The following is a 21,175-nucleotide window of genomic DNA, read 5'->3' as shown; positions in this document are numbered from 1 at the left end:
CACTCCCCCGCACCACGGACGAAAGCAGCAGCATGCAGACACTCCGCGCCCTCGGCGCCCTCGCCGCCCTCGGCACCGCCGTCGCCCTCGCCGGCTGCACCGCCCCCGGCAGCTCGAGCGACTCCGCCTCGGGCGAGCGCCTCGTCATCGGCACGACCGACTCGATCGTCTCGCTCGACCCGGCCGGCGCCTGGGACCGCGGCAGCTTCACGCCGCAGAACCAGATCTACCAGCACCTCCTGAGCTACGCGGACGGCTCGACCACGCCCGTCCCCGAGGCCGCCGAGGAGTGCGGCTTCGACGACGCGACGACCTACCGCTGCTCGATCGCGCCCGGCCTGACCTTCTCCAACGGCGACGAGCTGACCGCGTCGGACGTCGTCTTCTCGTTCCAGCGCGTCGTCGACATCGCCGCGGACAACGGCCCGTCGCCGCTGCTCGCGAACATGGAGTCGGTCGCGCAGGACGGCGACGACGTCGTCTTCACCCTCGCGGTGCCGAACGACCAGACCTGGCCGTACGTGCTCTCCAGCATGGCCGGGCCGATCGTGGACGAGGAGGTCTTCCCCGCCGACGCGCTGCTCGACGACGCCGACGTGATCGGCTCGGGGCCCTACTCCGTGCAGAACTACGAGGCCGGCGGACTGCTGCAGCTCGCGGCGAACGAGTCGACCTCGAGCCCCGCGCCGAAGACCGCCGACGTCGTGCTGCGGCCGTACACCTCGTCGACGAACCTGCGCCTCGACGTGGAGAACGGCGCCGTGGACGTGGCCTACCGCTCGCTCACCGCGACCGACGTCGAGGACCTGCGCGGCAACGCGGACCTGCAGGTCGTCGACGGCCCCGGCGGCTCGGTGCGCTTCCTCACCTTCAACGTCAACACCCAGCCCGGCGGCACGCCCGAGCAGAAGCTCGCGATCCGCCAGGCCGTCGCCTCGCTGGTCGACCGCGACGAGCTGTCGGAGCAGGTCTACCGCGGCACCTACACGCCCGCCTACTCCGTCGTGCTCGACGGGCAGACCGGCGCGACGCAGGCCTTCGCCGACGCGTACGGCACGACCCCCGACGCGGACGCCGCCGCCGCGATCCTCAGCGCCGCCGGCGTCTCGACCCCGGTGACCCTGCCGCTGCAGTACACCTCCGACCACTACGGCCCCGACTCCGACCAGGAGTACGCGCTGATCAAGTCGCAGCTGGAGTCGTCGGGCTTGTTCACCGTCGACCTGCAGTCGACCGAGTGGACCAGCTACGTGAAGCAGCTCTCGCCGGACGCCGGCTACCCGGCCTACCAGCTCGGCTTCTTCCCGGACTACCCGGACCCGGACAACTTCCTCCGCTCGGCCTACTCGACCACCGGCGCCTCCGTCGCCAACGGCTACTCGAACCCGGCCGTCGACGCGCTGATCGACACCGAGGCGACCGCGACCGACCCCGCCGCGCGCGCCACCGCGATCGAGCAGATCCAGGCGCAGACCGCCGCGGACGCCCCGATCATCCCGCTGCTCCAGGGCCGCGAGACCGTCGTCGCCGCCTCGGGCGTCACCGGCATCGAGGACACCCTCGACGCGACCTACCTCTTCCGCTTCGGAGCCCTCGCGAAGTAGGAGCGGAGCGACCACTGCATGCTGGTCGAGTAGCCGCGGAGCGGCGTATCGAGACCCACGCTCCGGCAGACGCTGGATCTCGATACGCGCCCTCCGGGCGCTACTCGATCACCATGAAGTGAGCGCTCCGTCCTTGCCGCTGAAGCAACCGCCCAGCGCATGCCGGTGGAGCGGCCACTGCATGCTGGTCGAGTAGCCGCGGAGCGGCGTATCGAGACCCACGCTCCGGCAGACGGCGGATCTCGATACGCGCCCTCCGGGCGCTACTCGATCAACAGGATTCGCCGTCAGCGGTCGACGAGCTCGGCCTCGGACCAGCCGTCGGGGGCGTCCTGGCCGTCGGGCGCTGCGGGCCGCCTCCGGCGATGCTGCGCCGCCGCGACCGCGAGCACCACGAGCAGCCCGAGCGCGGCGGTCATCACCGGCCCTGCCGCCTGGGACAGCGCCGACCGCCAGACGATCTCGATCGGCGCGGTCAGCGAGTCGCCCTGCCACTGGTTCGGCAGCACGAGGATGATCGCCGGGATCGCGAGCAGCGCGGCCCAGAGGACCAGGTCGAGGACGACCGCCCCGATCCACCAGGCGCGACCCGGCGTCATGCGCGCGACCGCCGGACGGCCTGCACGACGACGGCGGCGGCGAGGGAGGTGAAGCCCACGGTCAGCAGCGGTGTGGCGCTGAACTGCAGCAGCAGCCGGACGTACTGCTCGTACTCCAGCCGCTCGTAGACGGTGCTCGTCGTGTAGATGGCGAGCGTCGACCACCACAGCGCGGCCAACCCGAGCGGGATGAGCACGACGCCGGCGATCGCGAGCGTCAGCGGGACCCGGCGGCCCAGAGGACGCACGGCCTTCGGCGCCTCGGGCTGCGGCGTCTCCGCGACGTCCTGATCCTCGGCGGCCTCGACAGCGGCGGGCTCCGGTGCGGAGGAGAGGGCGGCGAGCGGCGACTCCGGCTCGGCCGCCTCCACTCGCGGGCTCGGATCCACGTGCGGCACTCGCACGCCCGCACGCCGCGGACGCCGGTACGCGTCCTCCTCGCGGCGGCGCACCTCCGGCGCCGGCCCCTGGTACCCGCGCTGATAGGCGGCGTGGAACCGCGGATCCGTTCTGCTGCTGTCGACCATGACCGCCCCCGCCTCGTGCACTCGGAGTCCCATCCTGTCGCACGGCCGCCTGTGGAGGGGACCGCATCGTCAGGAGGGTCGGCGACCGCCTCCCGCGGGCAGCAGCTCGACGAGGACGCCCTCGCCGAGCTCGACGTCCTCCTCCTCCGGGTCAGCGTCGACGTCCGCGGACCCGCGACCGGCGCGGACGAGTCCGATCGCGAGGGTCGCGGCCGTCATGGCGAGGGCGGCGGTCGCGAGCGCCGGAGCGACAGTCCAGAGCGAGTTGAGCACGATCGCCTCCAGCGGAACGACGTCCGTGTAGCTGAAGCCGTCGGGCAGAACAGCGACCAAGCCGCAGACCCCGACGGCGAGCGCCCAGAGCAGGCCGGTGTAGCCGAGCAGCAGTGGCCACCACGGACGGCGGCCAGTCACGAGCGGGCCGCCCGCACGGTGATCGCGGCGCCGATCGAGAGCAGCCCGATGGTGATCGCGGGGCCGGGGAAGTAGTTCATGACCGCCCGGGTGAACTGCTCGAACCCGCTCTCGGTCTCGTAGTAGACCATCGAGGACGCGGACCAGACGAGGCCCAGCCCAGCCATCAGGAAGAGCCCGCCGAGCACGGCGAGCGCGATCGGGACGCGCCGATCCAGCGCGGACGGCCGCCGCGGCACGGCCGGCGCGGACTCCGTGGTTCCGTCATCGATCGGCGCCGGCGCCTCGTCCGGCTCGACGACCGCGGCGCCACTCGGCAGTGGCGCGGCGATCGGCGGGAGCGAGGAGCTCGACAGCCGCGCCGGACTCGGGCGCCGCACGCGGACCGCCGCGACCTCCTCGGGAGCCGCCGCCCGGCGCCGTCCCCCGGCCGAGTCGCCTCCGCGAGGGCGTCGGAACCGCTCCTCCGAGGACACCGCCCGATCCGCCGGGAGCCCCGAGCCGACCTGCCCCTGATACCCCCGCTGATAGGCGGGATGGAACCGCGGATCCGTCCGGGTGCTGTCGGTCATGAAGTCCCCCACTCCGTGCGCGAGCCCCCATCCTGTCGCAGACCCGCGACGAACGGCGAGCGCGGCGCTCAGCGCGCGGAGGCGACGCTCGCGCGGCTCGGCAGGCTCACGCAGCCGGCGCCGACGAGCAGCAGGGCGATCATCACCGCGGTCAGCGCGCCCCAGCCGCCCGCCTCGACGACGAAGCCGAGCAGCCAGCCGCCGACGCCCGAGCCCACGTAGAAGGCGATCGTGTAGACGGCGCCGGCGTGGCCGCGGAGGGCGGGGGCCGCTCGCGCGCCGGTCCAGGCCGCGCCGGTGGCGTGCACGGCGAAGAAGCCGGCGGAGAAGAGGACGAGCCCGATGACGACGACCACGATCAGCTCGGAGAGCATCACGAGCAGCCCGACGACCATCGCGGCGACGCCGATCCGCATCAGCACTCGCGGGCCCAGGCGCGGCGCCCAGACGCCGGCGAGCCGGGAGGTCGCGGTCCCGGCGAGATAGGTGAGGAACAGCAGCGAGACCAGCGCCGGCGGCAGCGCGAACGGCGCGGCCTCGAGCCGGAACGCCAGGTAGTTGTACACCGCGACGAACACGCCGACGACGAAGAACGTCTGCGCGGCGACCGCGAGCAGGACCGGGTCGCGGAGCACCTGCGCGATCTTCCCGCGCCAGCCGCCCTCGCTCCGCGGCGCCCGCACGACACCGCCCCGGGGAGCGAGCAGGACGAACGCGACGGCCGCGAGCGCGCAGACGATCGTGACGGCGAACAGCGCGCCCCGCCAGCCGACCGCGCTCGCGAGCGGACCGGCGAGGAGCCGTCCGGCGGCTCCGCCCAGCGTCGTCCCGGAGACGTAGGCCGCGGCGGCGGCGGTCGCACCCGCCCCGCCGACCCGGTCGTGGATCGCCGCCACGGCGAGCGCCGGCACCGCGCCGAGCGCCGCGCCGCTGAGGAACCGCAGCACGAGCAGCACCTCGAAGGACGGTGCGACGCAGGCGAGCAGGGCGAGCACCACGGAGGAGAGCACCGCGATCCGCATCGACTCCAGCCGCCCGATCCGCTCGGCGATCGACGCCCAGGGCAGCACCATGAGCGCGAGCCCGACGGTCGCCGCCGACACGGTCAGGGCGGCGTCCGACGCGGAGATCCCCCACTCGCGGGAGAACTGCGGGAGCACGCCCTGCACGGCGTAGAGCTCGGCGAAGGTCGCGACCCCGGCGGCGAGGAGGGCGATCGTCAGCCGGCGCTGGGAGACGGGAGGAGCGTCGACGGCGGGGCGGACGCTGGTGCTCATCCTCCGAGGTTAGAACCGCGGCGAACGCATGACCAATGCCTGTCGCGTGCCGACCTATACGCTGGAGGCATGGATGAGCCCGCGATCCTCCGGTTGCTGCCGACGCTCGTCGCCGTCGCGCAGACCGGGAGCGTCACCGCCGCGGCCGCCGAGCTCGGCGTGCCGCAGCCCACCGCGAGCCGCTCGCTCGCGCGCCTGTCGGAGCTGGTCGGCGCTCCCCTGGTCCGCCGCGAGGGCCGAGGCGTCGTGCTCACCGAGGCCGGCCGGCGGCTCGCGGACGTCGCGCAGGACGGCCTGGCGCTGATCCGCGCGGGCCTGACCGAGGTGCAGCAGGCCCGCGACCTCGAGGACGGCCGCATCGCGATCGCCTTCCAGACCCTGCTCGGCGAGACGTTCGTCCCCGATGTGATCCGGCGCTTCCGCCGCCGCTGGCCGCGCGTCGGCTTCGGCCTCCGCCACGGCTCGCGCGCGCTGTGCCTCCGGGCCGTCGCCGACGGCGAGTCGGAGCTGGCGATCGTCGCCGACCCGCCGGAGCTGCCGGGCACCACCACGACCACCCTCTACACGGAGCCGCTGCTCGCCGTCGTCGACGACCGGCACCCGCTCGCCTCCCGCCGCTCCGTGACGGTCGAGGAGCTGCGCGGCCTCGACCTGATCATGCTCTCGCCCGGCTACGGCCTGCACGAGTCGGCCCGGCGACTGCTGTCCTTCGAGGGCCGCGACCCCGAGCCGGCCTTCGAGGTCGGCGACTACCGGGCTGCGCGCGGGCTGGCCGCCGCGGGGCTCGGTCTGACGATCCTGCCGCCGAGCCCCTCCTCGATCGAGGACGGCGTGCGCGAGATCCCGATCGACGATCCGCGAGCGGTGCGCGAGATCGGCGTGCTCGTCCGTGACACCGGGAATCCGGTGGTGCCGGAGTTCGTCGAGGCCCTGCGCGCGGCGGCCCGAGCGCGCGTCCGGGTGCGCTGACGCGCGAGGACTTTTCTGTCAAGCACAGGCACACGGGGCTCCTGTGCAGGATGCTCGGAGAGGATCCACTTCCCCCCTCACCGCGCACCACCAGCAGCCAGGACGGTCCCGGTCATGATCCTTCTCCGCACCCACTCCAACCGCTGGATCGCCCGCGCCCGCCGCACCGGTGTCGTCCACGGTCTGATCACCTTCGCCGACGACCTGCCGCAGCCCGTCTTCCGCACGCTGCGCCTGGACGGCGCGACCGGCGAGCGCGTCCTGCTGCGCGACACCGACACCCTCGAGGTCGCCTTCGCCGTGCTGATCGCGGCGGTCGAGCGCGTACGCCTGGCGGAGGTCGCGGCACCGGCGGAGGACGACGCGGACTCTGAGAGTCGGGCCCCTCTCGCGCCCGTCGCGGTCCTCGCCGAGCCGGACTCCTTCGAGCCGGACGAGCCCACCGACCCGCTGGAGGACGCCGTCGCGGCGTGACGCGCGACGCGTTGAAGACCACCCAGCAAACAGTCAGATATAACCTTCTGAACAAAATCGTTCAAACGGTTATATCCTGCCTTCATGACCCGAGTCGACACCGCGCTACCGCTCCAGGAGTTGCTCTCGGATGCGGGAGCAGCAGCGCGCATCCTCAGCCCGCGCGACGTGCAGATCACCCCTCCCTCCGGAGCGCGGATCGATGTGCGCCTCGTCTTCCTGTCCCGCCCCCCCACCGCGCGCGAAATGCGCCAGCAGGTGGCGGCGGCGGCTGCAGGAACGACGATCGGATTCGTGACCCCCCGGATCAACAGCATCAGCCGACGTGTCGCGCTCGCCGATCCTCGAGTGGCGCTCTTCGGCACCACCGATGGAGTCGTCATCCTTCGCGGAGAAGAACTCACCCCGGCGGCGGACGATCGGCAGCCGAACAGCGGGCACCGGCGCGTGTCCGCCGCGCTCTTCGCGCTCCAGCGAGTCCTGACGAGGACACCTGAACCTCGGTTCCAGTCGGAGCTGGCGCGCGAGTGCGGGGTCTCGCAGGTGACCGTCTCGAATCTGCTCGCAGCCGACTCGGGCCTGGCGGAGAAGACCACCCGTGGATGGATCGCGCGCGACCCCCGCTCACTCCTCGACCGGTTCCTCACGGACTATCCGGGCGCAGGCGGCCTCTCGCAGCTCTGGTACTCGAGCCGGCCGGTGATCGAACAGGCTGAACGCGCTTGGAAGTCGGGCCCGAGGGCACTGCTCTCCGGCGACAGCGCCGCCGACGCGATCGCCCCCTGGAGGATCCCGACGTCCGCCGTCCTCTACGCGGAGACCAGCCTCCCGCTGGAGTCGTCGGGCTTCGCGGAGACGGATTCCCCTGAGGCCACGCTGCGGGTCGTCGTTCCGGCGGACCGGACTCTCTGGGCGACGGCGACCGCGTGGTATCCGACCGGGAGGACGGTCGACCCGCTCATCGCCGCCTGGGATCTGAAGCGGACCGGTGGTTCCGACGTGGACGAGGCCGTTGATCACCTCCTCGACAAGGAGCTGGCATGGTTCAGATGAGGTCCGTCGTCCTTCCCTCGACGTCCGGAGCCGATGACGCCGCGCTCCACGCCCTGAAGGACGCGTCGCTCGCGATCGCCGACATGGAAGACGCCTGCATCGTCGGCGGGCAGATGGTGGCACTTCTCTCCGGTGCGTACCCGAGTCCGGGATCGATCGTGCGCCGGACCGCCGACGCGGATGCCGCGGTGTCCCCGCTCATCGCCGCCCAGGGGACGCTGCACGACGTGCTGATCAGGCTCGGATACACGCCGGCGGCAGGCAACCACTACACCTCGGGTGCACGGGTGATCGATGTCCTGGTGCCGTCCCTGACGGGAAGGTTCGAGAGCACCGAGCACGGCGGCCGGGGATTCGACAGTGCGCCCGGTCTGGATCTGGCACTGCACGGAACGCTCGAACTCAGCGTGACGGCGGTCCTGCTCGACGAGACGCACCTCGCGTTCTCGACTCGGGTCCCCGGCGTCGAGCGAGCGCTGATCATCAAAGCACTCGCCTACGAGTCGCGCCGGGCCCAGAAGGATCTCGTCGACCTCTACAACCTGATGGAGATCAGAGATGCGCACCGTGCGGAGGACATCGGCGGGTGGCGGATCGGCGAGGATGCGCAGTCCGGGGCTCGGCGCGATGCGGCACTGGCACTCCGGCGCATCGCCGGATCACCCGGGCTCAAATTGATGCTCCGCGGTTCGCCCGTTCCGAGAGGGCGCTTCGGCACCCTTGTCCGCGACCACATCGCGGAGGTCTGAGGGAGGAGGGCCCGACGCTCGGAAGCGTCGGGCCCTCCGCACTCAGAGCGTCAGCGTGTGCGCGCCCGAGGCGAGCTCGCGGTCCTCGGTGCCGGCCGTGCGGACGACGGCGGTCGCGCCCTCCGGGACGGTGACGGCCAGCTCGATCGCGTCGCCGCGGCGGTCCCAGCGGACCGAGGCCAGGCCGTGCGGGGTCTCGAGCGTGGACTCCGCCCAGTCGAGGTCGGTGCCGGGCTGCGGTGCGACCAGCAGGCGGGAGTAGCCGGGCTCCAGCGGCGCGAGGCCGCCGACGACGCGGTGCAGCCAGTCGGCGACGGCGCCGAGCGCGTAGTGGTTGAAGCTCGTCATCTCGCCGGGGTTGATGGTGCCGTCGGGCAGCATCGAGTCCCAGCGCTCCCAGACCGTGGTCGCGCCCATCGTCACCGGGTACAGCCAGGACGGGCACTCGCGCTGCAGCAGCAGGCGGTACGCGGCGTCGATGTGGCCGGTCGAGGAGAGCGCGTCGGTGATGAAGGGCGTGCCCGCGAAGCCGGTGGAGATCGTGTAGCCGCTCTCGGCGACCAGCTCGGCGAGGCGGTCGCCGGCCCAGCCGAGCTCGTCGTCGTCGAGCAGGCCGAAGACGATCGCGAGGGAGTAGACGGTGGTGCAGTCGCTGAAGACGCGCTGATCGGCGACGTACTTCGCGCGGAAGGCAGCACGCAGCTCGGCCGCCATCTCGGTGAACTCCTGCGCGTCCTCGGTGCGGCCGAGCACGGCGGCGCTCTCGGCGACGATGCGGGCCGTGCGGTAGGCACAGGCCGTCGCGACGACGCCGGTGTCGGCCTTCGCGTCGGCGGGCTTGTCGGGCGCCGCGTCGGGGTCGAGCCAGTCGCCGAACTGGAAGCCGGTGTCCCAGACCCCCGAGTCGGAGAGCTTCGAGCGCACCCGGCGGGCGTGCGAGGCCATCGACGCGAACGACTCCTCGAGCACGACCGGGTCGCCGTAGGCCTCCCAGACCGCCCACGGCACCCAGGCCGCGGCGTCGCTCCACAGCGCGGTGGAGTCCATAGGAGGGAAGCTGGTCTCGGCCGCGCGGCGCTTCAGCACGTCCGGCACGACGAACGGGACGGCGCCGTCGTGGTGCGCCTGCTCGAGGGCGAGGTCGCGGAGCCAGTCGCGGAGGAAGTCCTCGGCGTCGGCGAGGTAGACGGCGGTCGAGGCGAACGCGGCGATGTCGCCGGTCCAGCCGAGGCGCTCGTCGCGCTGCGGGCAGTCGGTCGGCACGTCGAGGAAGTTGCCGACCATGCCGCGGTAGACGTTGTCGTGCAGCTGGTTGACGAGGTCGTCGGAGCTGCGGAAGGTGCCGATCCGGCGCAGGTCGCTGCTGACGACGACCGCGGTGAGGGCGCCGTCGGCGATCGACTCCCCGGGCCAGCCCTCGACCTCGGCGTAGCGGAAGCCGTGAAACGTGAGGGTCGGCTCGAAGACGTCCGCGCCGCCCGAGAGGGTGAAGCGGTCGGTGGCCTTCGCCTCGCGGAGCGGGCGGACGCCCAGCTCGTCGTCCTCGAGGACCTCGGCGTGGCGCAGCGTGACCGTGCTCCCCTCCGGGCCGGTGACCTCGACGCGCAGCCAGCCGACGAGGTTCTCGCCGAAGTCGACGAGGGTGCGGCCGGACGGGCTCGTCCAGATCTTCTGCGGCGCGACCTCGCGCAGGCGGCGGACCGGCGGCGCGATGTAGGGCTCGAGCGTCGAGAGGTCGACGTCGAGCTCGCGGGTCGCGGTCCAGGCGGAGTCGTCGAAGCCGGCGCTCTTCCAGCCCTGCGGCTCGAGGCGGGCGTCGATGTCCTGGCCGTCGTAGATGCTGTCGGCGGTCGTCGATCCGGTCGCGGCGCGCCAGGAGTCGTCGGTCGCGACGACCTGCTCGGCGCCGTCCGCGAAGGTGATCCGCAGCTCGGCGAAGCCGGCGATCTCGGTGCCGTAGGGCTCGGCGCCCTCGCCCCAGGTCAGGCGGCCGCGGTACCAGCCGTCGCCCAGCGCGAGGGCGAGCACCACGGAGTCGCCGGAGATCAGGCTCGTGACGTCGTGCTCGGAGTAGCGCAGGCGCCACTCGTAGCTCGTCCAGCCGGGGGTGAAGAGCTCGTCCGAGACGGGCTCGCCGTCGATCCAGGCCTCGACGATGCCCAGCGCCGAGAGGCGGAGGGTCGCGGAGACGACGTCGCCGTGCCCGGTCTCGAGGGCGGTCTCGCGGCGGAGCAGCGGGGCGGCGTCCAGGGCGGCGGCGGGCGCCGTGAAGCGGGCGGTCCAGTCGGTCATCATCGTCCTTCTGTCAGGAGTGGTCGGGGTGGTCGGAGTGGTCGGGGTGTCAGGGGTGGTCGTGGGAGGTCGGCCGGTGGCGCGGGGCGCCCGGCGCGGAGGAGGAGCGGATGCGCAGCACGGGGGTGAGCTGGAAGTGCACCGGCTCGGTCCGGCCCTCGAGGCGCTCGAGCAGGAGGCGCACGGCGCGGTCGCCGAGCTCCTCGCCCGACTGGTCGACGGTCGTCAGCGAGATCCCGGGGTGCCCGGCGACCTCGATGTCGTCGTAGCCGACGATCGCGACGTCGGCCGCGGTGAGCCCGAGCTCGTCGCGCGCCCAGAGCGCGTCGAGCGCGAGCGCGTCGTTGCCCGCGAAGACGGCGGTCGGCCGGTCGGGCGAGCGGAGGAGCTCGAGCGAACGCTCGTAGGCGTCGAGGCGCTCCGTGCCGAGGTGGACGACCTGCAGCTCGTCCGCGAGACCCGCCGACACCATCCGCTCGCGGTACCGGACGAGACGCACCGAGTGCGGCGCTGCGGCCACCCGGCTGGTGATGTCGTCGCTGATGGTGAGGTGCGCGATGCGGCGGTGCCCGAGCTCCAGCAGATGATCGAGGACGAGGTCGGTCCCCGCGACGTCGTCGTTGGTGACGGTGTCGTAGCCGGTGGAGTCGTCGTGCCGGCCGAGCATCACGATCGGCGTGCGGGCGGCCAGCCGCTCGAGCCAGGCGGGCTCGACCATCGGCGAGACGGCGATCATCCCGTCGACCTGGCGGTCGAAGAGCGCCTCGATCGCGCGGAAGCCCTCGCCGGAGTCGCTCTGCGCGGGAGCGACGATCAGCTGGTAGCGGCTGCCCTCGAGCGCGGCGGAGGCGCCGGTGACGATGCGGTTGAAGAAGGAGTTGCCGAGCGAGGGCACCTCGACGCCGATGGTGAAGCTGGCCCCGCGCATGGCGCGAGCCGCAACGCTCGGCCGGTAGTCGAGCTCCTCGATCGCGGCGGTGACCCGCTCCCGCATCGAGGCGCTGACGCCGTAGGCGTTGCGGATGACCTTGGAGACCGCGGCCCGCGAGACGCCGGCGTGCAGCGCGACGTCCTGAATGGTCGCGGGGCCGGTGTGGCCGGTCTCGATCGAGCTCATCATCGCCTCCTCGCGCTGTCGCTGCTGCCGTGCTGCCGTGCTGCTGTGCTGCCGTGCTGCCGTGCTGCCGTGCTGCCGTGCTCTGACGGCGCCCCGATCGGGGCCTCCGCGAACGCCACTGTAACGGTTCATTCTCGATCGTGTAGATCGATCCACGAATTTGCCCGATTTCGTTGACACGTTTCACGACGCGGACGTAGGTTCTCCCTGCGTCGCCCCGCGGCCCGGCCTTCCGAACGGTCCGGCGAGCAGGACGACAGCCCCCGGGCACCCCCGCAACGAAGAAGTTGTCCCTACATGGAGGTAGTGATGTCGACCCGACAGAACCGGCGAGCAGTGCTCGCCCTCGGCGCAGGAGGAGCGGCTCTCGCTCTCGCGCTCACCGGCTGCAGCACCGGAGGAGGAGGCGATTCCGCCGACGGCTCCACGCTCAGCGTGCTCATCGACAACCAGACGGCGACCGTCGAGCTCTGGGACGCGCTGAAGACGAAGTTCGAGGAGGAGAACGACGGAATCACCCTCGACATCGAGACCCGGCCGCAGGGCAGCGAGGGCGACAACCTGATCAAGACGCGCCTCGCCACCGGCGAGATGAACGACGTCTTCGCCTACAACTCGGGCTCGCTCTTCCAGGCGCTGAACCCCGACCAGAACCTCGCGCCGCTCTCGGACGAGCCCTGGGTCGACTCGCTCGACGAGGGCTTCCGCACCGTGGTCTCGACCGACTCGGACCTCTACGGCATCCCGCTCGGCCAGGCGATGGGCGGCGCGGTCCTCTACAACAAGGACGTCTACAGCAGCCTCGGACTGACCGTGCCGAAGACCTGGGACGAGTTCATCGCGAACAGCGAGAAGATCAAGGCCGCCGGCGACGTCGCGCCGATCATCCAGACCTACGGCGACACCTGGACCTCGCAGCTCTTCGTGCTCGGCGACTTCGCCAACGTGCTGGAGCAGGACCCGGAGTGGGCGACCCAGTACACGGCCAACGAGGCCAAGTACGTCGACGAGCCCGCGCTGGCCGGCTTCGAGCACCTGCAGCAGGTCGCCGAGTCGGGGCTGGTGAACGAGGACTACGCCTCGGCCACCTACGACGACGGCGTCCGCATGGTCGCGACCGGCGAGGGCGCGCAGTACCCGATGCTGACCTTCGCGGCCGGCCCGCTGATCCAGAACTACCCGGACTCGCTCGACAAGGTCGGCCTCTTCCCGCTGCCCGGCGAGTCGGCCGACTCCAACCCGCTGACCGTCTGGCAGCCCAACGCGGTCTACGTGCCGAAGTCGACCGAGGGCGCGAAGCTCGAGAGCGCCAAGAAGCTGATGGCCTTCCTGGTCACCCCCGAGAGCTGCGACATCCAGAGCGAGATCGCCGCGCCCCAGGGTCCGTTCGTGATCGACGGCTGCACGCTGCCCGACGACGTGCCCGCCCTCGTGTCGGACATGCAGCCCTACTTCGACAGTGGTGACACGGGCCTCGCGCTCGAGTTCCTCTCGCCGATCAAGGGACCGGCGCTCGAGCAGATCACCGTCGCCGTCGGCTCGGGCATCACGCCCGCCGCGGAGGGTGCTCAGCAGTACGACGACGACGTCACGAAACAGGCCAAGCAGCTCGGCCTCGACGGCTGGTGAGCCGCGGGGGCCGGGAGCGGAGGCAGCCCCTCCGCTCCCGGCCCCTTCCCCCGGGCGCACCGCCCTCCCACCCCTCCCCCGGCCGATCGACGGAGATCTGATGACCGCAACGATGGAGAAGCGCCCGGCCCGGCGCTCCGAACCCTCCCGCTCCCCCGAGCCGCCGAAACGGCGCAAGGCCATGAAGAGCCCGTACCCGACGTGGTTCTACCTCCCGGCCGGCGTCTTCTACGTGGTCCTGTTCCTCGTCCCGACGGTCGCCTCCCTCTACTTCTCCCTCACCCGCTGGACGCTCTTCGACTCGACCTTCATCGGCTTCGAGAACTTCGTCGAGTTCTTCCAGGACCCGGCGCTGACGACCGGCTTCGTGAACACCTTCATCTACGCGGCGATCACCTCGGGCCTGAAGATCGTGCTCGGCATGGCGCTCGGCGTGCTGCTGAGCTCGCAGATCATCGGCCGCGGCTTCCTCCGCAGCGTGGTGTTCTTCCCGGTGCTGGTGTCGACGATCGGCATCGGCATCACCTTCAAGGTGCTGCTCGACCCGTTCGACGGCCTGATCAACCAGGGCCTCGCGACGATCGGCCTCGCCGGTCCGGGCTGGCTCACCGACCCGCAGTGGGCTCTCTTCTCGGTCGCGCTCGTCGACGTCTGGAAGGGCGTCGGACTCGCGACGCTCATCTACATCGCCGGCATCGTCGCGATCCCGCAGGACTACTTCGAGGCCGCCCGCGTCGACGGCGCCGGCGCCTGGCACAACTTCCGGCACATCACGCTGCCGCTGCTGCGCCCCGCCACCGTGACGGTGATCCTCCTCTCGCTGATCGGCGGGCTGCGCTCCTTCGATCTGATCTGGGCGATGACCAAGGGCGGGCCGGGCTTCACCAGCGACGTGGTCGCCTCGGTCATCTACAAGCAGTACCAGGCCGGCTTCTACGGACTCTCGACCGCCGGCAACGTCATCCTCTTCCTCGTCGTCGCAGCGCTGATCTTCCCGCTGTCGGCCTGGCTGAACCGGAAGGACAAGGAGCTGTGACCACCACGCCGCTCACGCCCGCCCCGCTCTCGCCGACCCCGCTCCAGGACGACCCGCTGCGCGCCAAGGTGCGCCAGCGCGGCGTCGGCCGCGGCTCCCGGACCTGGCGCTACGGCGGCGGGATCCTCGCGATCGTCCTCGCCGTCCTCGTCTTCATCGTCCCCTTCCTCTTCATCGTGCTCACCGCCGCGAAGACGCAGCAGGAGTCGTCGCTGCTCGGCTTCACCCTGCCGACCCAGTGGGTGTTCCTCGAGAACCTGCAGGAGGTGGTCTCGGCACGGAACTTCGTGCTGCTGCGGGCCTTCGCGAACAGCGCGATCCTGACGATCGTCTCCGTGACGGTGATGGTGGTCCTGGCCGCGATGGTCGGCTACGTCCTCCAGCGCCGCCGCTCGAAGTGGAACCCGCTCGTCAACGGCTTCGTCCTGGCCGGCCTGATCATCCCGCCCGCCGTCGTCCCGACGATCTGGGTCCTGCAGGGCCTCGAGCTCTTCAAGACGCTGCCCGGCCTGATCGCGGTGCACGTCGCGTTCGGCCTCTCCTTCTGCATCCTCCTGTTCCGCGCCTTCGTCTCGACGATCCCCCGCGAGCTGGACGAGGCGGCGACCATCGACGGCGCCGGTCCCTTCCGCCTGTTCTTCACGGTGGTGCTGCCGCTGCTGAAGCCGGTGATCGTGACGGTGATCGTCGTGCAGGCCGTGACGGTCTTCAACGACTTCACCTACGCGCTGTACTTCCTGCCCGGCGACGACAACGCGACCGTGCAGCTGACCCTCTACAACTTCTCCTCGCAGTCGGTGTCCTCCTGGAACCTGCTCTTCATGGACGTGCTGCTCATCACCATCCCGCCGCTGGTGATGTACATCTTCTTCAACCGCCAGATCGTCGCCGGCATGACGTCCGGAGCGGTCAAGGGCTGAGCGGAGCCGCCTCTCCTTCGGCCGGGTGCTCCCCCGGCGGGCGCCGCTCGGTCCAGCGGGCGATGTCCGACGGGGGCTCGGTCGTGGGGAGGTCCCGGGGGCCGACGAGTCGGCGCAGCCGGGCCGGTCGGCGCGAGCGGGTCAGGGCCGTGCGCCAGCGGACGTCGACCATGGCGCGCTGGAGCGGGTCGATCGGCTGGAGGACGCCGTCGATCCGCTCCTCGATGCGCACGAGCGGCGGGCGGACGAGGTGCAGGCGGCGGCCGGGCTCGCGCTCCGGATCGGCGCGGCCGGCCCGGGTGCGGAGCTGCTGCTCGAGCTGCTCCGGATCGCGGGCCGACCAGGCGCTGACGCCGATGCGGCCGTCGGGCAGGGCGAAGCGCTCGGTGATCCGCAGCGGGAGCTCGTCGTGGGGGTGGGTCATCGTTCGTGCCTTCCGGTGGAGAAATGAGGAGGAGGATCAGCGCTCGACGGGAGTCGCGGTGCGCCGTCGGCGCAGACGCCTCGCGGCGAGGAGGCCGCCGCCCGAGAGCAGGAGCAGTCCGCCTGCCAGCGCGACCGGGCTCACCGCCGTCCCGCTGACGGCGAGCGCCGTCGGCACGGGGCCGACCGGGGGCACGGACACCGCCGCGCAGCTGGCTGTCGGCTCGTCGTCGCAGGGGTGCTGGACCGAGGTCGGCGGGAAGCCCGGCGGCAGCCGCTCGATCCGCGCGCGATTCGCGATCGTCCAGGCGTCGACGCCGTCGGCGACCCGCCCCGTCACGGTGAAGACCGTCGAGGCGCCGGGCGCCAGGGCCAGGCCCTCGACCTCGAGATCGGCGGAGGCGGGCCCGCCGTCCCGCGAGATCGTCACGTCGGACAGGTGCTCGAGGGTCGGGACGTCGGTGAGGGTGAACCCCTCCGCGGGACGGGCGCCGATGTTCGCGACGACGATGCGGAAGCCGGCGCGGCCGCCGTGCGCGACCGTCGGCTCCAGTGCGGTCTTCGCGATCGCGAGACGGCCGTCGGCCCCTGGCGCAGGGACCTCGGGTACCGGCACCTCGGGCACGGGAACATCGGGCACCGGGACCTCGGGCACGGGCACCTCGGGCACGGGGATCTCGGCGCAGGAGAACGCGGCGTCGTCCGGGCACGGGTGCCGGACCGCGGGAGGCTCGAAGCCGCCCGGCTGCTGCGAGATCGTCGCCCGGTTCGGCACGGTGAGGGCGTCCCGGCCGTCGGCCACCCGGCCGCTGACGTGCAGGGCGATCTGCCCGCCGGCCGGGATCGCGAGCCCGGTCACAGGCTCCGTCGCGGGCTGGACGCCTCCGGCGCCGTTCTCGATCACGGCGTCGAGGAGGTGCTCGAGCACCGGGACGTCGGTGACGGTCACGTCGGCGGCGTCGAGCGAGCCCGAGTTGCCCACGACCACGTCGAAGCCGGCCTGCCCGCCGTGCTCCGCCGACGGCCGGGAGGCAGTCTTGTCGATCCACAGCGCCCCTCGGCCGATCGTGTGGGGGACGGTCGCGCACGGGTTCTGATCGGTCGCGACTCCCGAGGCCGAGGGCGCGAAGGCGGCGCCCACGAGGCAGGCCGTGTTCGTGAGGATGCGGTCCCCGGGCCGGTCCGTGCGCACGACGACCTCGAAGGAGAGCTCGGCGACGGTGCCGACCGGCAGGGTCCCGGCCGCCCAGGCCAGCCGACCCGTCGCCGGATCGACCGTGGCCGTGCCCTGCGAGGTCCGGATCGAGGCGGTGTCGAGGTCGGCGTCGTCGAGGACTCCCCGGTCGAGGTGGTCGACGACGGCCGCATCGCGGGCGTCCCCCGAGCCGTCGGAGGTGAGCGTCAGCCGGTACGGCACCCGCGCGCCCGGCCGCAGCGGGACGTCGGACGGCACCGACGAGCTCTTCGTCAGGGTGACGTGAGGGGTGAGAGCGCCGAGCCCGGCGACCGCCGTCGCGCCGTCGGAGCCGGCGGCCCAGTCGTCGATCGCGCGCAGGTCGCCGTAGGAGCCGTGGACGGAGTCGTTCGCGTTCGGCACGCGACCCCGGCCCGAGTCGTCCGCCTCCCAGCGGTGGACCCCGGCGCTCGAGTCCGCGCCGGCGGCCGGCGAGGTGAGGGCGGAGGTGACCGAGTAGCGCTCGCCGTTCGAGTCGGCGAGCAGGTGGTCGTCCCAGTGCAGGGCGGACGGCGCCGCATCGCCGCCGGTGGATCGCACGACGGACAGGCCGCCGCCCGACGTCTCCGCATCGACACGGGTGACGTGGAACTCGTTCGTCCGCCCGATCGAGGCGCGGAAGCGGACGTCGGGGTCGGTGGTGTCGACCGCGTCGCCGCGCGCGTCGAGGCCGTCCCAGGCGATGTCGAACGGGCCGGGCTCCGCGACGATGCGGGAGAGGTGGACGTCGCGCGGGCCGTCGTAGGCCCCGTCCCCGTCGGCGTCGATGTCGGCCGCGACCGTGCCCGGCTGGGTGCCGAGCGTGCCGACGAGAGTGCCCGCGTTCGAGCCGGAGCCGGAGCGTCGATAGGCGAGCCCCTCGATCGTCGGGGCGGCGTAGGCGGGCGCGATCGCGAGCGGGAGATCGGCCGCGGGCGGGTCCAGGAAGAGCTTGTAGGTCTGCAGGCCGTCGATGCCGGGGCGCCCGGACGCCTGGACGTACTGCGCGCCGACCCCCTGCGCCTCGGTCGACTCCGGCATCGGCACGGACAGGTACGACGGATCGGAGGACCCGACCCGGACGTTGCCCTTGTTCGTCGCCTGGAGCGTCGAGGCGACGCCGTCGTAGTCGCGGAGCGTCAGGTCGTAGCGCGCCCCGGTCTCGGTGATCGCGTGCAGCGTGAACGTCGCGCGGCGCTCGGCGGGTGTCGCGTAGCTCGTCCTCGCACCCGACTGGATCCCGAAGGAGGTGGACCAGACCCGGCCTGCGAGCGGCGCGTTCGCCGCCGTGGCGACCCCGATGCTCCAGACCAGGTTGACGGGCGCCGTGACGTCGGCGTCGGTCACGATCACGCGGAAGACGCCGGTCTCCGAGGCGACGAAGTCGCCCCCGGCCGCGACCGACGGCGGAGCGCCCCGCGGGAAGACCTGCGCGTCGAGCACGGCGCCGTCCGGGGCGAGGATCGAGGCGGTGCCGCCTCCGGTCTCGCCCTCCCCCGTGCCCGACCCGCCCTTGAGCGGGTGCAGCTCGGCGCTCAGCCGCTCGCCCTTCTGCAGCCAGGCCGAGACCGTGGTCGCCCCCGCGTTGGTGGATCCGCCGTGCAGCAGGGTGTTCTCGATCGTCCTGCGCGGTGCCGGTGGCGCGGCACCCGCGGGCGGGCTGCTCGCCGCCACTCCGAGCAGCCCGCCGACGAGGGCGGTGCACAACCCCGCTCCCGCGAGCTGCCGGACGGCTCTCCCCCTGCGCCGGCCGGGGTGCCCCGTCCGTTCCGTTCGACTCATCCGCTCGTCCCTCTCCTCGGCCGCCCGCGCTCGCTGCGCCGGCGGCGGTCGTTCAGCCCCGTGGGAAGGAGAGTAATGCTCACCTCGATGTGGCTGAGCGCCTCTGCGGTGATCGGTGGACAACTCCGCGGCTCGGACGATGGGGAGGAGTGGCGTCTCCGGCGCCGGACGGCGACGGCGCGCGGATCCGTGGCACGCTCGTGGAGACCGAAAGGCCGTGATGACCACCGCACCTCCCTCCGCTCCGACTCCCTCTCCCGCTCCGCTCGCCGGCGTCCGCGTGCTCGAGCTGGGCAACTTCATCGCCGCCCCCACCGCGGGCCGCCTGCTCGCCGACTTCGGCGCCGACGTGATCAAGGTCGAGCGCCCCGGCACGGGCGACGAGCTGCGCAAGTGGCGGCTGCACCCCGGATCGACGACGTCGATGCTCTTCCACACCCTCAACCGCAGCAAGCGCTCGGTCGCGCTCGACCTGCGCACGGAGGAGGGCCGCGACGCCGTCCGCGGGCTCGCCGCCGAGTGCGACGTCGTCCTCGAGAACTTCCGTCCGGGCACCCTCGAGCGCTGGGGCATCGGGCCGGACGTGCTGAACGAGGCGAACCCCGAGCTGGTCATCGGCCGCATCTCGGCGTTCGGCCAGACCGGGCCGCTCTCCAGCCGGCCGGGCTTCGCGGCGGTCGCCGAGGCGATGGGCGGCTTCCGCGAGCTGGTCGGCGATCCGGACCGCCCGCCCGTCCGCGTCGGCGTCTCGATCGGCGACTCCATCGCCGGCCTCTACGCCGGATACGGGGTGATGATGGCGCTCTTCCAGCGCGAGACCCGCCGCGCCGCCGGACTCGGTCCGGCACCGCTGGTCGAGCGGGTGATCGACGTCGCGCTGAACGAGGCGATGTTCTCGATGATGGAGTCGCTCATCCCCGACTACCAGGCGCACGGCATCGTCCGGGAGCGCGTCGGCGGCCGGATGGAGGGCATCGCGCCGACGAACGCCTACGTCTGCGGCGACGGCTCCAGCATCGTGGTCGCGGCCAACGGTGACGCGATCTTCCAGCGCCTGATGGCGATCATCGGCCGCGCCGACCTGGCCGAGGACCCGGACCTGCTCACCAACGACGGCCGCTGGCGCCGCCGCGACGAGCTCGACGCCGCGATCGGCGCCTGGACCGCCACGACGACCTCGGACGCGGCGCTCGCGATCCTCGACGAGCGCGGCGTGCCCTCCGGTCCGATCCTCACCGCCGCGGACATCAGCACGAACGAGCAGTACGCGGCCCGCGACATGATCCAGAAGTTCGACGTCGACACGGGCGCCGGGATCATCGAGGGCGTCGGCTTCCCCGGCATCGTCCCGGTGCTCGGTGACCGCTCGCTCCCCATCCGCACGCTCGCGCCCGCGCTGGGCCACGACACCGAGGAGGTCCTGGCGATGCTCGGACGAAAGCCGATCGACGACGCAGCGGCGGAGGAGACCCGATGACCGTCGCCGACCGCACCGTCCGGCTGCGCGACGTCACCCTCCGCGACGGACTGCAGCTGACCGGCAAGCTCCTCTCGACCGAGCGCAAGGTCGAGCTGGTCCGGGCGCTCCTCGCGGCGGGCGTCCCCGAGCTGGAGATCGGCTCGCTCGCGCGGGGCGATCTCGTGCCGCCGATGGCCAACACCCTCGAGGTCGTCGCGGCGCTGACCGCCGAGGAGCTCGAGCACTGCTGGGTCTGGGTGGCGACCCCGCGCCACATCGAGCGAGCGGCGGCGGCCGGCGCGCGAAACTTCCAGTACTGCCTCTCGGCGTCCGACTCCCACAACCGGGCGAACATCGGTCGCAGCACCGAGGCCAGCCTCGAGGCGATGCCCGACGCCGTCGCCCTCGCGCACGCGGTGGGCGGGCGCATCCAGCTCTGCATCGCCACGTCCTTCACCTGCCCCTTCGAGGGCCCGGTGCCCGAGGAGCGGGTGCTCGCGATCGCGAACGACCCGCGTGCGGCGGGCGCCGAGGACGTCGTGATCTGCGACACCCTCGGCCAGGCCCACCCCGAGCAGGTGTTCTCGCTCGTCTCCCGGGTCGCCGCCGAGACGCCGCCGCGCGAGATCGTCTTCCACGGTCACGACACCTGGGGAGCCGGCGTCGTCAACGCGCTGAGCGCCGTCCGCGCCGGCGCGACCGTCGTCGACGGAGCGCTCGGCGGTCTGGGCGGCTGCCCGTTCGCGCCCGGTGCGAGCGGCAACACCGCCACCGAGGACCTCGTCTTCGCGATGCGCCCCGACTGGCTCGACACCGAGCGCTTCGCCGAGCTGGTGCGCCAGTCCGAGCGGCTGCTCGCCGACGTCGAGGAGCCGAACCGCTCGAAGGCCCGCCAGGGCGCCCGCTCGAAGGCCGAGGCGTTCCCCTGGGTGGTCGCGGACGCGACGGCCTGAGCCCGGGCCTGCCAGCGGATCCATTTGGAAGAGCTGCCCGCAGCCTTTGCTGGTCGAGTAGCCCCGCAGGGGCGTATCGAGACCCGCCGTCACCGGCAGGGCGGGTCTGCAGC

Annotated in this window: 19 protein-coding genes; 10 read left to right on the top strand and 9 right to left on the bottom strand. The window is 72.4% G+C overall.

Annotation, left to right across the window (positions count from 1 at the left end):
- Nucleotides 1–32 precede the first annotated feature (32 nt).
- Nucleotides 33–1,604, top strand: coding sequence for an ABC transporter substrate-binding protein (locus tag EDF45_RS13995; protein ID WP_123736675.1), 1,572 nt, complete (start codon nt 33–35; stop codon nt 1,602–1,604).
- 287 nt (nt 1,605–1,891) lie between these two features.
- On the opposite strand, the gene EDF45_RS13990 is transcribed toward EDF45_RS13995, so the two are convergent.
- The 5 genes from EDF45_RS13990 to EDF45_RS13965 all read right to left on the bottom strand — a co-directional run bounded on the left by EDF45_RS13990 (nt 1,892) and on the right by EDF45_RS13965 (nt 4,993).
- Nucleotides 1,892–2,203 carry a hypothetical protein gene (locus tag EDF45_RS13990; protein WP_123736674.1) on the bottom strand — a complete coding sequence of 104 codons (312 nt, stop codon included), beginning with the start codon at nt 2,201–2,203 and terminating at the stop codon, nt 1,892–1,894.
- A complete protein-coding gene (locus EDF45_RS21310; RefSeq protein ID WP_185020191.1) occupies nt 2,200–2,730 on the bottom strand; it encodes a hypothetical protein in 531 nt (176 codons plus the stop codon). Before EDF45_RS21310 ends, EDF45_RS13990 begins: the two co-directional genes overlap by 4 nt.
- A 69-nt stretch (nt 2,731–2,799) precedes the next feature.
- Entirely contained in the window at nt 2,800–3,144 is a 345-nt protein-coding gene (locus tag EDF45_RS13975) for a hypothetical protein (protein WP_123736671.1), read from the bottom strand.
- Nucleotides 3,141–3,716: a hypothetical protein gene (locus EDF45_RS13970; protein WP_148060291.1), complete on the bottom strand. Its 576-nt coding sequence runs from the start codon at nt 3,714–3,716 to the stop codon at nt 3,141–3,143. Before EDF45_RS13970 ends, EDF45_RS13975 begins: the two co-directional genes overlap by 4 nt.
- 68 nt (nt 3,717–3,784) lie before the next feature.
- Nucleotides 3,785–4,993 (bottom strand): MFS transporter, encoded by a 1,209-nt coding sequence (locus EDF45_RS13965; protein ID WP_123736669.1) that lies wholly within the window; start codon nt 4,991–4,993, stop codon nt 3,785–3,787.
- Nucleotides 4,994–5,062: 69 nt separating this feature from the next.
- Here EDF45_RS13965 and EDF45_RS13960 point away from each other — a divergent pair, with 69 nt between their 5' ends.
- From EDF45_RS13960 to EDF45_RS13945, 4 genes are all read left to right on the top strand, one after another.
- Entirely contained in the window at nt 5,063–5,962 is a 900-nt protein-coding gene (locus EDF45_RS13960; RefSeq protein ID WP_123736668.1) for a LysR family transcriptional regulator, read from the top strand.
- A gap of 114 nt (nt 5,963–6,076) precedes the next feature.
- Nucleotides 6,077–6,436, top strand: coding sequence for a hypothetical protein (locus EDF45_RS13955; RefSeq protein ID WP_123736667.1), 360 nt, complete (start codon nt 6,077–6,079; stop codon nt 6,434–6,436).
- A gap of 84 nt (nt 6,437–6,520) precedes the next feature.
- Nucleotides 6,521–7,489: a hypothetical protein gene (locus tag EDF45_RS13950; protein ID WP_123736666.1), complete on the top strand. Its 969-nt coding sequence runs from the start codon at nt 6,521–6,523 to the stop codon at nt 7,487–7,489.
- 83 nt (nt 7,490–7,572) lie between these two features.
- The gene (locus EDF45_RS13945) at nt 7,573–8,238 is read left to right on the top strand and encodes a hypothetical protein (protein ID WP_148060290.1); all 666 of its coding nucleotides are present in this window, start codon (nt 7,573–7,575) and stop codon (nt 8,236–8,238) included.
- Between the two features lie 42 nt (nt 8,239–8,280).
- Here EDF45_RS13945 and EDF45_RS13940 read toward each other — a convergent pair whose 3' ends face one another.
- Both EDF45_RS13940 and EDF45_RS13935 read right to left on the bottom strand, forming a co-directional pair.
- Nucleotides 8,281–10,530 (bottom strand): alpha-L-rhamnosidase, encoded by a 2,250-nt coding sequence (locus tag EDF45_RS13940; protein ID WP_221181130.1) that lies wholly within the window; start codon nt 10,528–10,530, stop codon nt 8,281–8,283.
- A gap of 49 nt (nt 10,531–10,579) precedes the next feature.
- Nucleotides 10,580–11,647, bottom strand: coding sequence for a LacI family DNA-binding transcriptional regulator (locus EDF45_RS13935; RefSeq protein WP_123736809.1), 1,068 nt, complete (start codon nt 11,645–11,647; stop codon nt 10,580–10,582).
- 309 nt (nt 11,648–11,956) lie between these two features.
- Between EDF45_RS13935 and EDF45_RS13930 the strand changes: the two genes are divergently transcribed.
- The 3 genes from EDF45_RS13930 (at nt 11,957) to EDF45_RS13920 (ending at nt 15,232) form a co-directional block, all read left to right on the top strand.
- The gene (locus EDF45_RS13930) at nt 11,957–13,276 is read left to right on the top strand and encodes an ABC transporter substrate-binding protein (protein ID WP_260312206.1); all 1,320 of its coding nucleotides are present in this window, start codon (nt 11,957–11,959) and stop codon (nt 13,274–13,276) included.
- A gap of 100 nt (nt 13,277–13,376) precedes the next feature.
- Nucleotides 13,377–14,312: a carbohydrate ABC transporter permease gene (locus EDF45_RS13925; protein WP_123705466.1), complete on the top strand. Its 936-nt coding sequence runs from the start codon at nt 13,377–13,379 to the stop codon at nt 14,310–14,312.
- A 122-nt stretch (nt 14,313–14,434) separates the two neighbouring features.
- Nucleotides 14,435–15,232 (top strand): carbohydrate ABC transporter permease, encoded by a 798-nt coding sequence (locus EDF45_RS13920; RefSeq protein ID WP_372487890.1) that lies wholly within the window; start codon nt 14,435–14,437, stop codon nt 15,230–15,232.
- On the opposite strand, the gene EDF45_RS13915 is transcribed toward EDF45_RS13920, so the two are convergent.
- Both EDF45_RS13915 and EDF45_RS13910 read right to left on the bottom strand, forming a co-directional pair.
- Nucleotides 15,222–15,656 (bottom strand): hypothetical protein, encoded by a 435-nt coding sequence (locus tag EDF45_RS13915; protein WP_123736662.1) that lies wholly within the window; start codon nt 15,654–15,656, stop codon nt 15,222–15,224. The genes EDF45_RS13920 and EDF45_RS13915 overlap by 11 nt on opposite strands.
- Nucleotides 15,657–15,692: 36 nt before the next feature.
- A complete protein-coding gene (locus EDF45_RS13910) occupies nt 15,693–18,575 on the bottom strand; it encodes a DUF11 domain-containing protein (RefSeq protein WP_123736661.1) in 2,883 nt (960 codons plus the stop codon).
- Nucleotides 18,576–18,870: 295 nt separating this feature from the next.
- On the opposite strand from EDF45_RS13910, the gene EDF45_RS13905 reads away from it, so the two are divergent.
- A complete protein-coding gene (locus EDF45_RS13905; RefSeq protein ID WP_123736660.1) occupies nt 18,871–20,127 on the top strand; it encodes a CaiB/BaiF CoA-transferase family protein in 1,257 nt (418 codons plus the stop codon).
- On the top strand, nt 20,124–21,062 hold the full coding sequence (locus EDF45_RS13900; protein WP_123736659.1) for a hydroxymethylglutaryl-CoA lyase: 939 nt from the start codon (nt 20,124–20,126) through the stop codon (nt 21,060–21,062). The genes EDF45_RS13905 and EDF45_RS13900 overlap by 4 nt, the downstream gene beginning before the upstream one ends.
- The last annotated feature ends 113 nt before the right edge of the window (nt 21,063–21,175 follow it).

The organism is Rathayibacter sp. PhB186 (assembly GCF_003751825.1).
GTDB lineage: Bacteria > Actinomycetota > Actinomycetes > Actinomycetales > Microbacteriaceae > Rathayibacter > Rathayibacter festucae.
Note: the sequence above shows the minus strand (reverse complement) of the source record. Positions and strands in the feature narration are given on the sequence as shown.

Coding starts and splice junctions, on each gene's coding strand:
- EDF45_RS13995 (WP_123736675.1), top strand. CDS start 33: ATGCAGACACTCCGCGCCCTCGGCGCCCTCGCCGCCCTCGGCACCGCC.
- EDF45_RS13990 (WP_123736674.1), bottom strand. CDS start 2,203: ATGACGCCGGGTCGCGCCTGGTGGATCGGGGCGGTCGTCCTCGACCTG.
- EDF45_RS21310 (WP_185020191.1), bottom strand. CDS start 2,730: ATGGTCGACAGCAGCAGAACGGATCCGCGGTTCCACGCCGCCTATCAG.
- EDF45_RS13970 (WP_148060291.1), bottom strand. CDS start 3,716: ATGACCGACAGCACCCGGACGGATCCGCGGTTCCATCCCGCCTATCAG.
- EDF45_RS13965 (WP_123736669.1), bottom strand. CDS start 4,993: ATGAGCACCAGCGTCCGCCCCGCCGTCGACGCTCCTCCCGTCTCCCAG.
- EDF45_RS13960 (WP_123736668.1), top strand. CDS start 5,063: ATGGATGAGCCCGCGATCCTCCGGTTGCTGCCGACGCTCGTCGCCGTC.
- EDF45_RS13955 (WP_123736667.1), top strand. CDS start 6,077: ATGATCCTTCTCCGCACCCACTCCAACCGCTGGATCGCCCGCGCCCGC.
- EDF45_RS13950 (WP_123736666.1), top strand. CDS start 6,521: ATGACCCGAGTCGACACCGCGCTACCGCTCCAGGAGTTGCTCTCGGAT.
- EDF45_RS13945 (WP_148060290.1), top strand. CDS start 7,573: ATGGAAGACGCCTGCATCGTCGGCGGGCAGATGGTGGCACTTCTCTCC.
- EDF45_RS13940 (WP_221181130.1), bottom strand. CDS start 10,530: ATGACCGACTGGACCGCCCGCTTCACGGCGCCCGCCGCCGCCCTGGAC.
- EDF45_RS13935 (WP_123736809.1), bottom strand. CDS start 11,647: ATGAGCTCGATCGAGACCGGCCACACCGGCCCCGCGACCATTCAGGAC.
- EDF45_RS13930 (WP_260312206.1), top strand. CDS start 11,957: ATGTCGACCCGACAGAACCGGCGAGCAGTGCTCGCCCTCGGCGCAGGA.
- EDF45_RS13925 (WP_123705466.1), top strand. CDS start 13,377: ATGACCGCAACGATGGAGAAGCGCCCGGCCCGGCGCTCCGAACCCTCC.
- EDF45_RS13915 (WP_123736662.1), bottom strand. CDS start 15,656: ATGACCCACCCCCACGACGAGCTCCCGCTGCGGATCACCGAGCGCTTC.
- EDF45_RS13905 (WP_123736660.1), top strand. CDS start 18,871: ATGACCACCGCACCTCCCTCCGCTCCGACTCCCTCTCCCGCTCCGCTC.
- EDF45_RS13900 (WP_123736659.1), top strand. CDS start 20,124: ATGACCGTCGCCGACCGCACCGTCCGGCTGCGCGACGTCACCCTCCGC.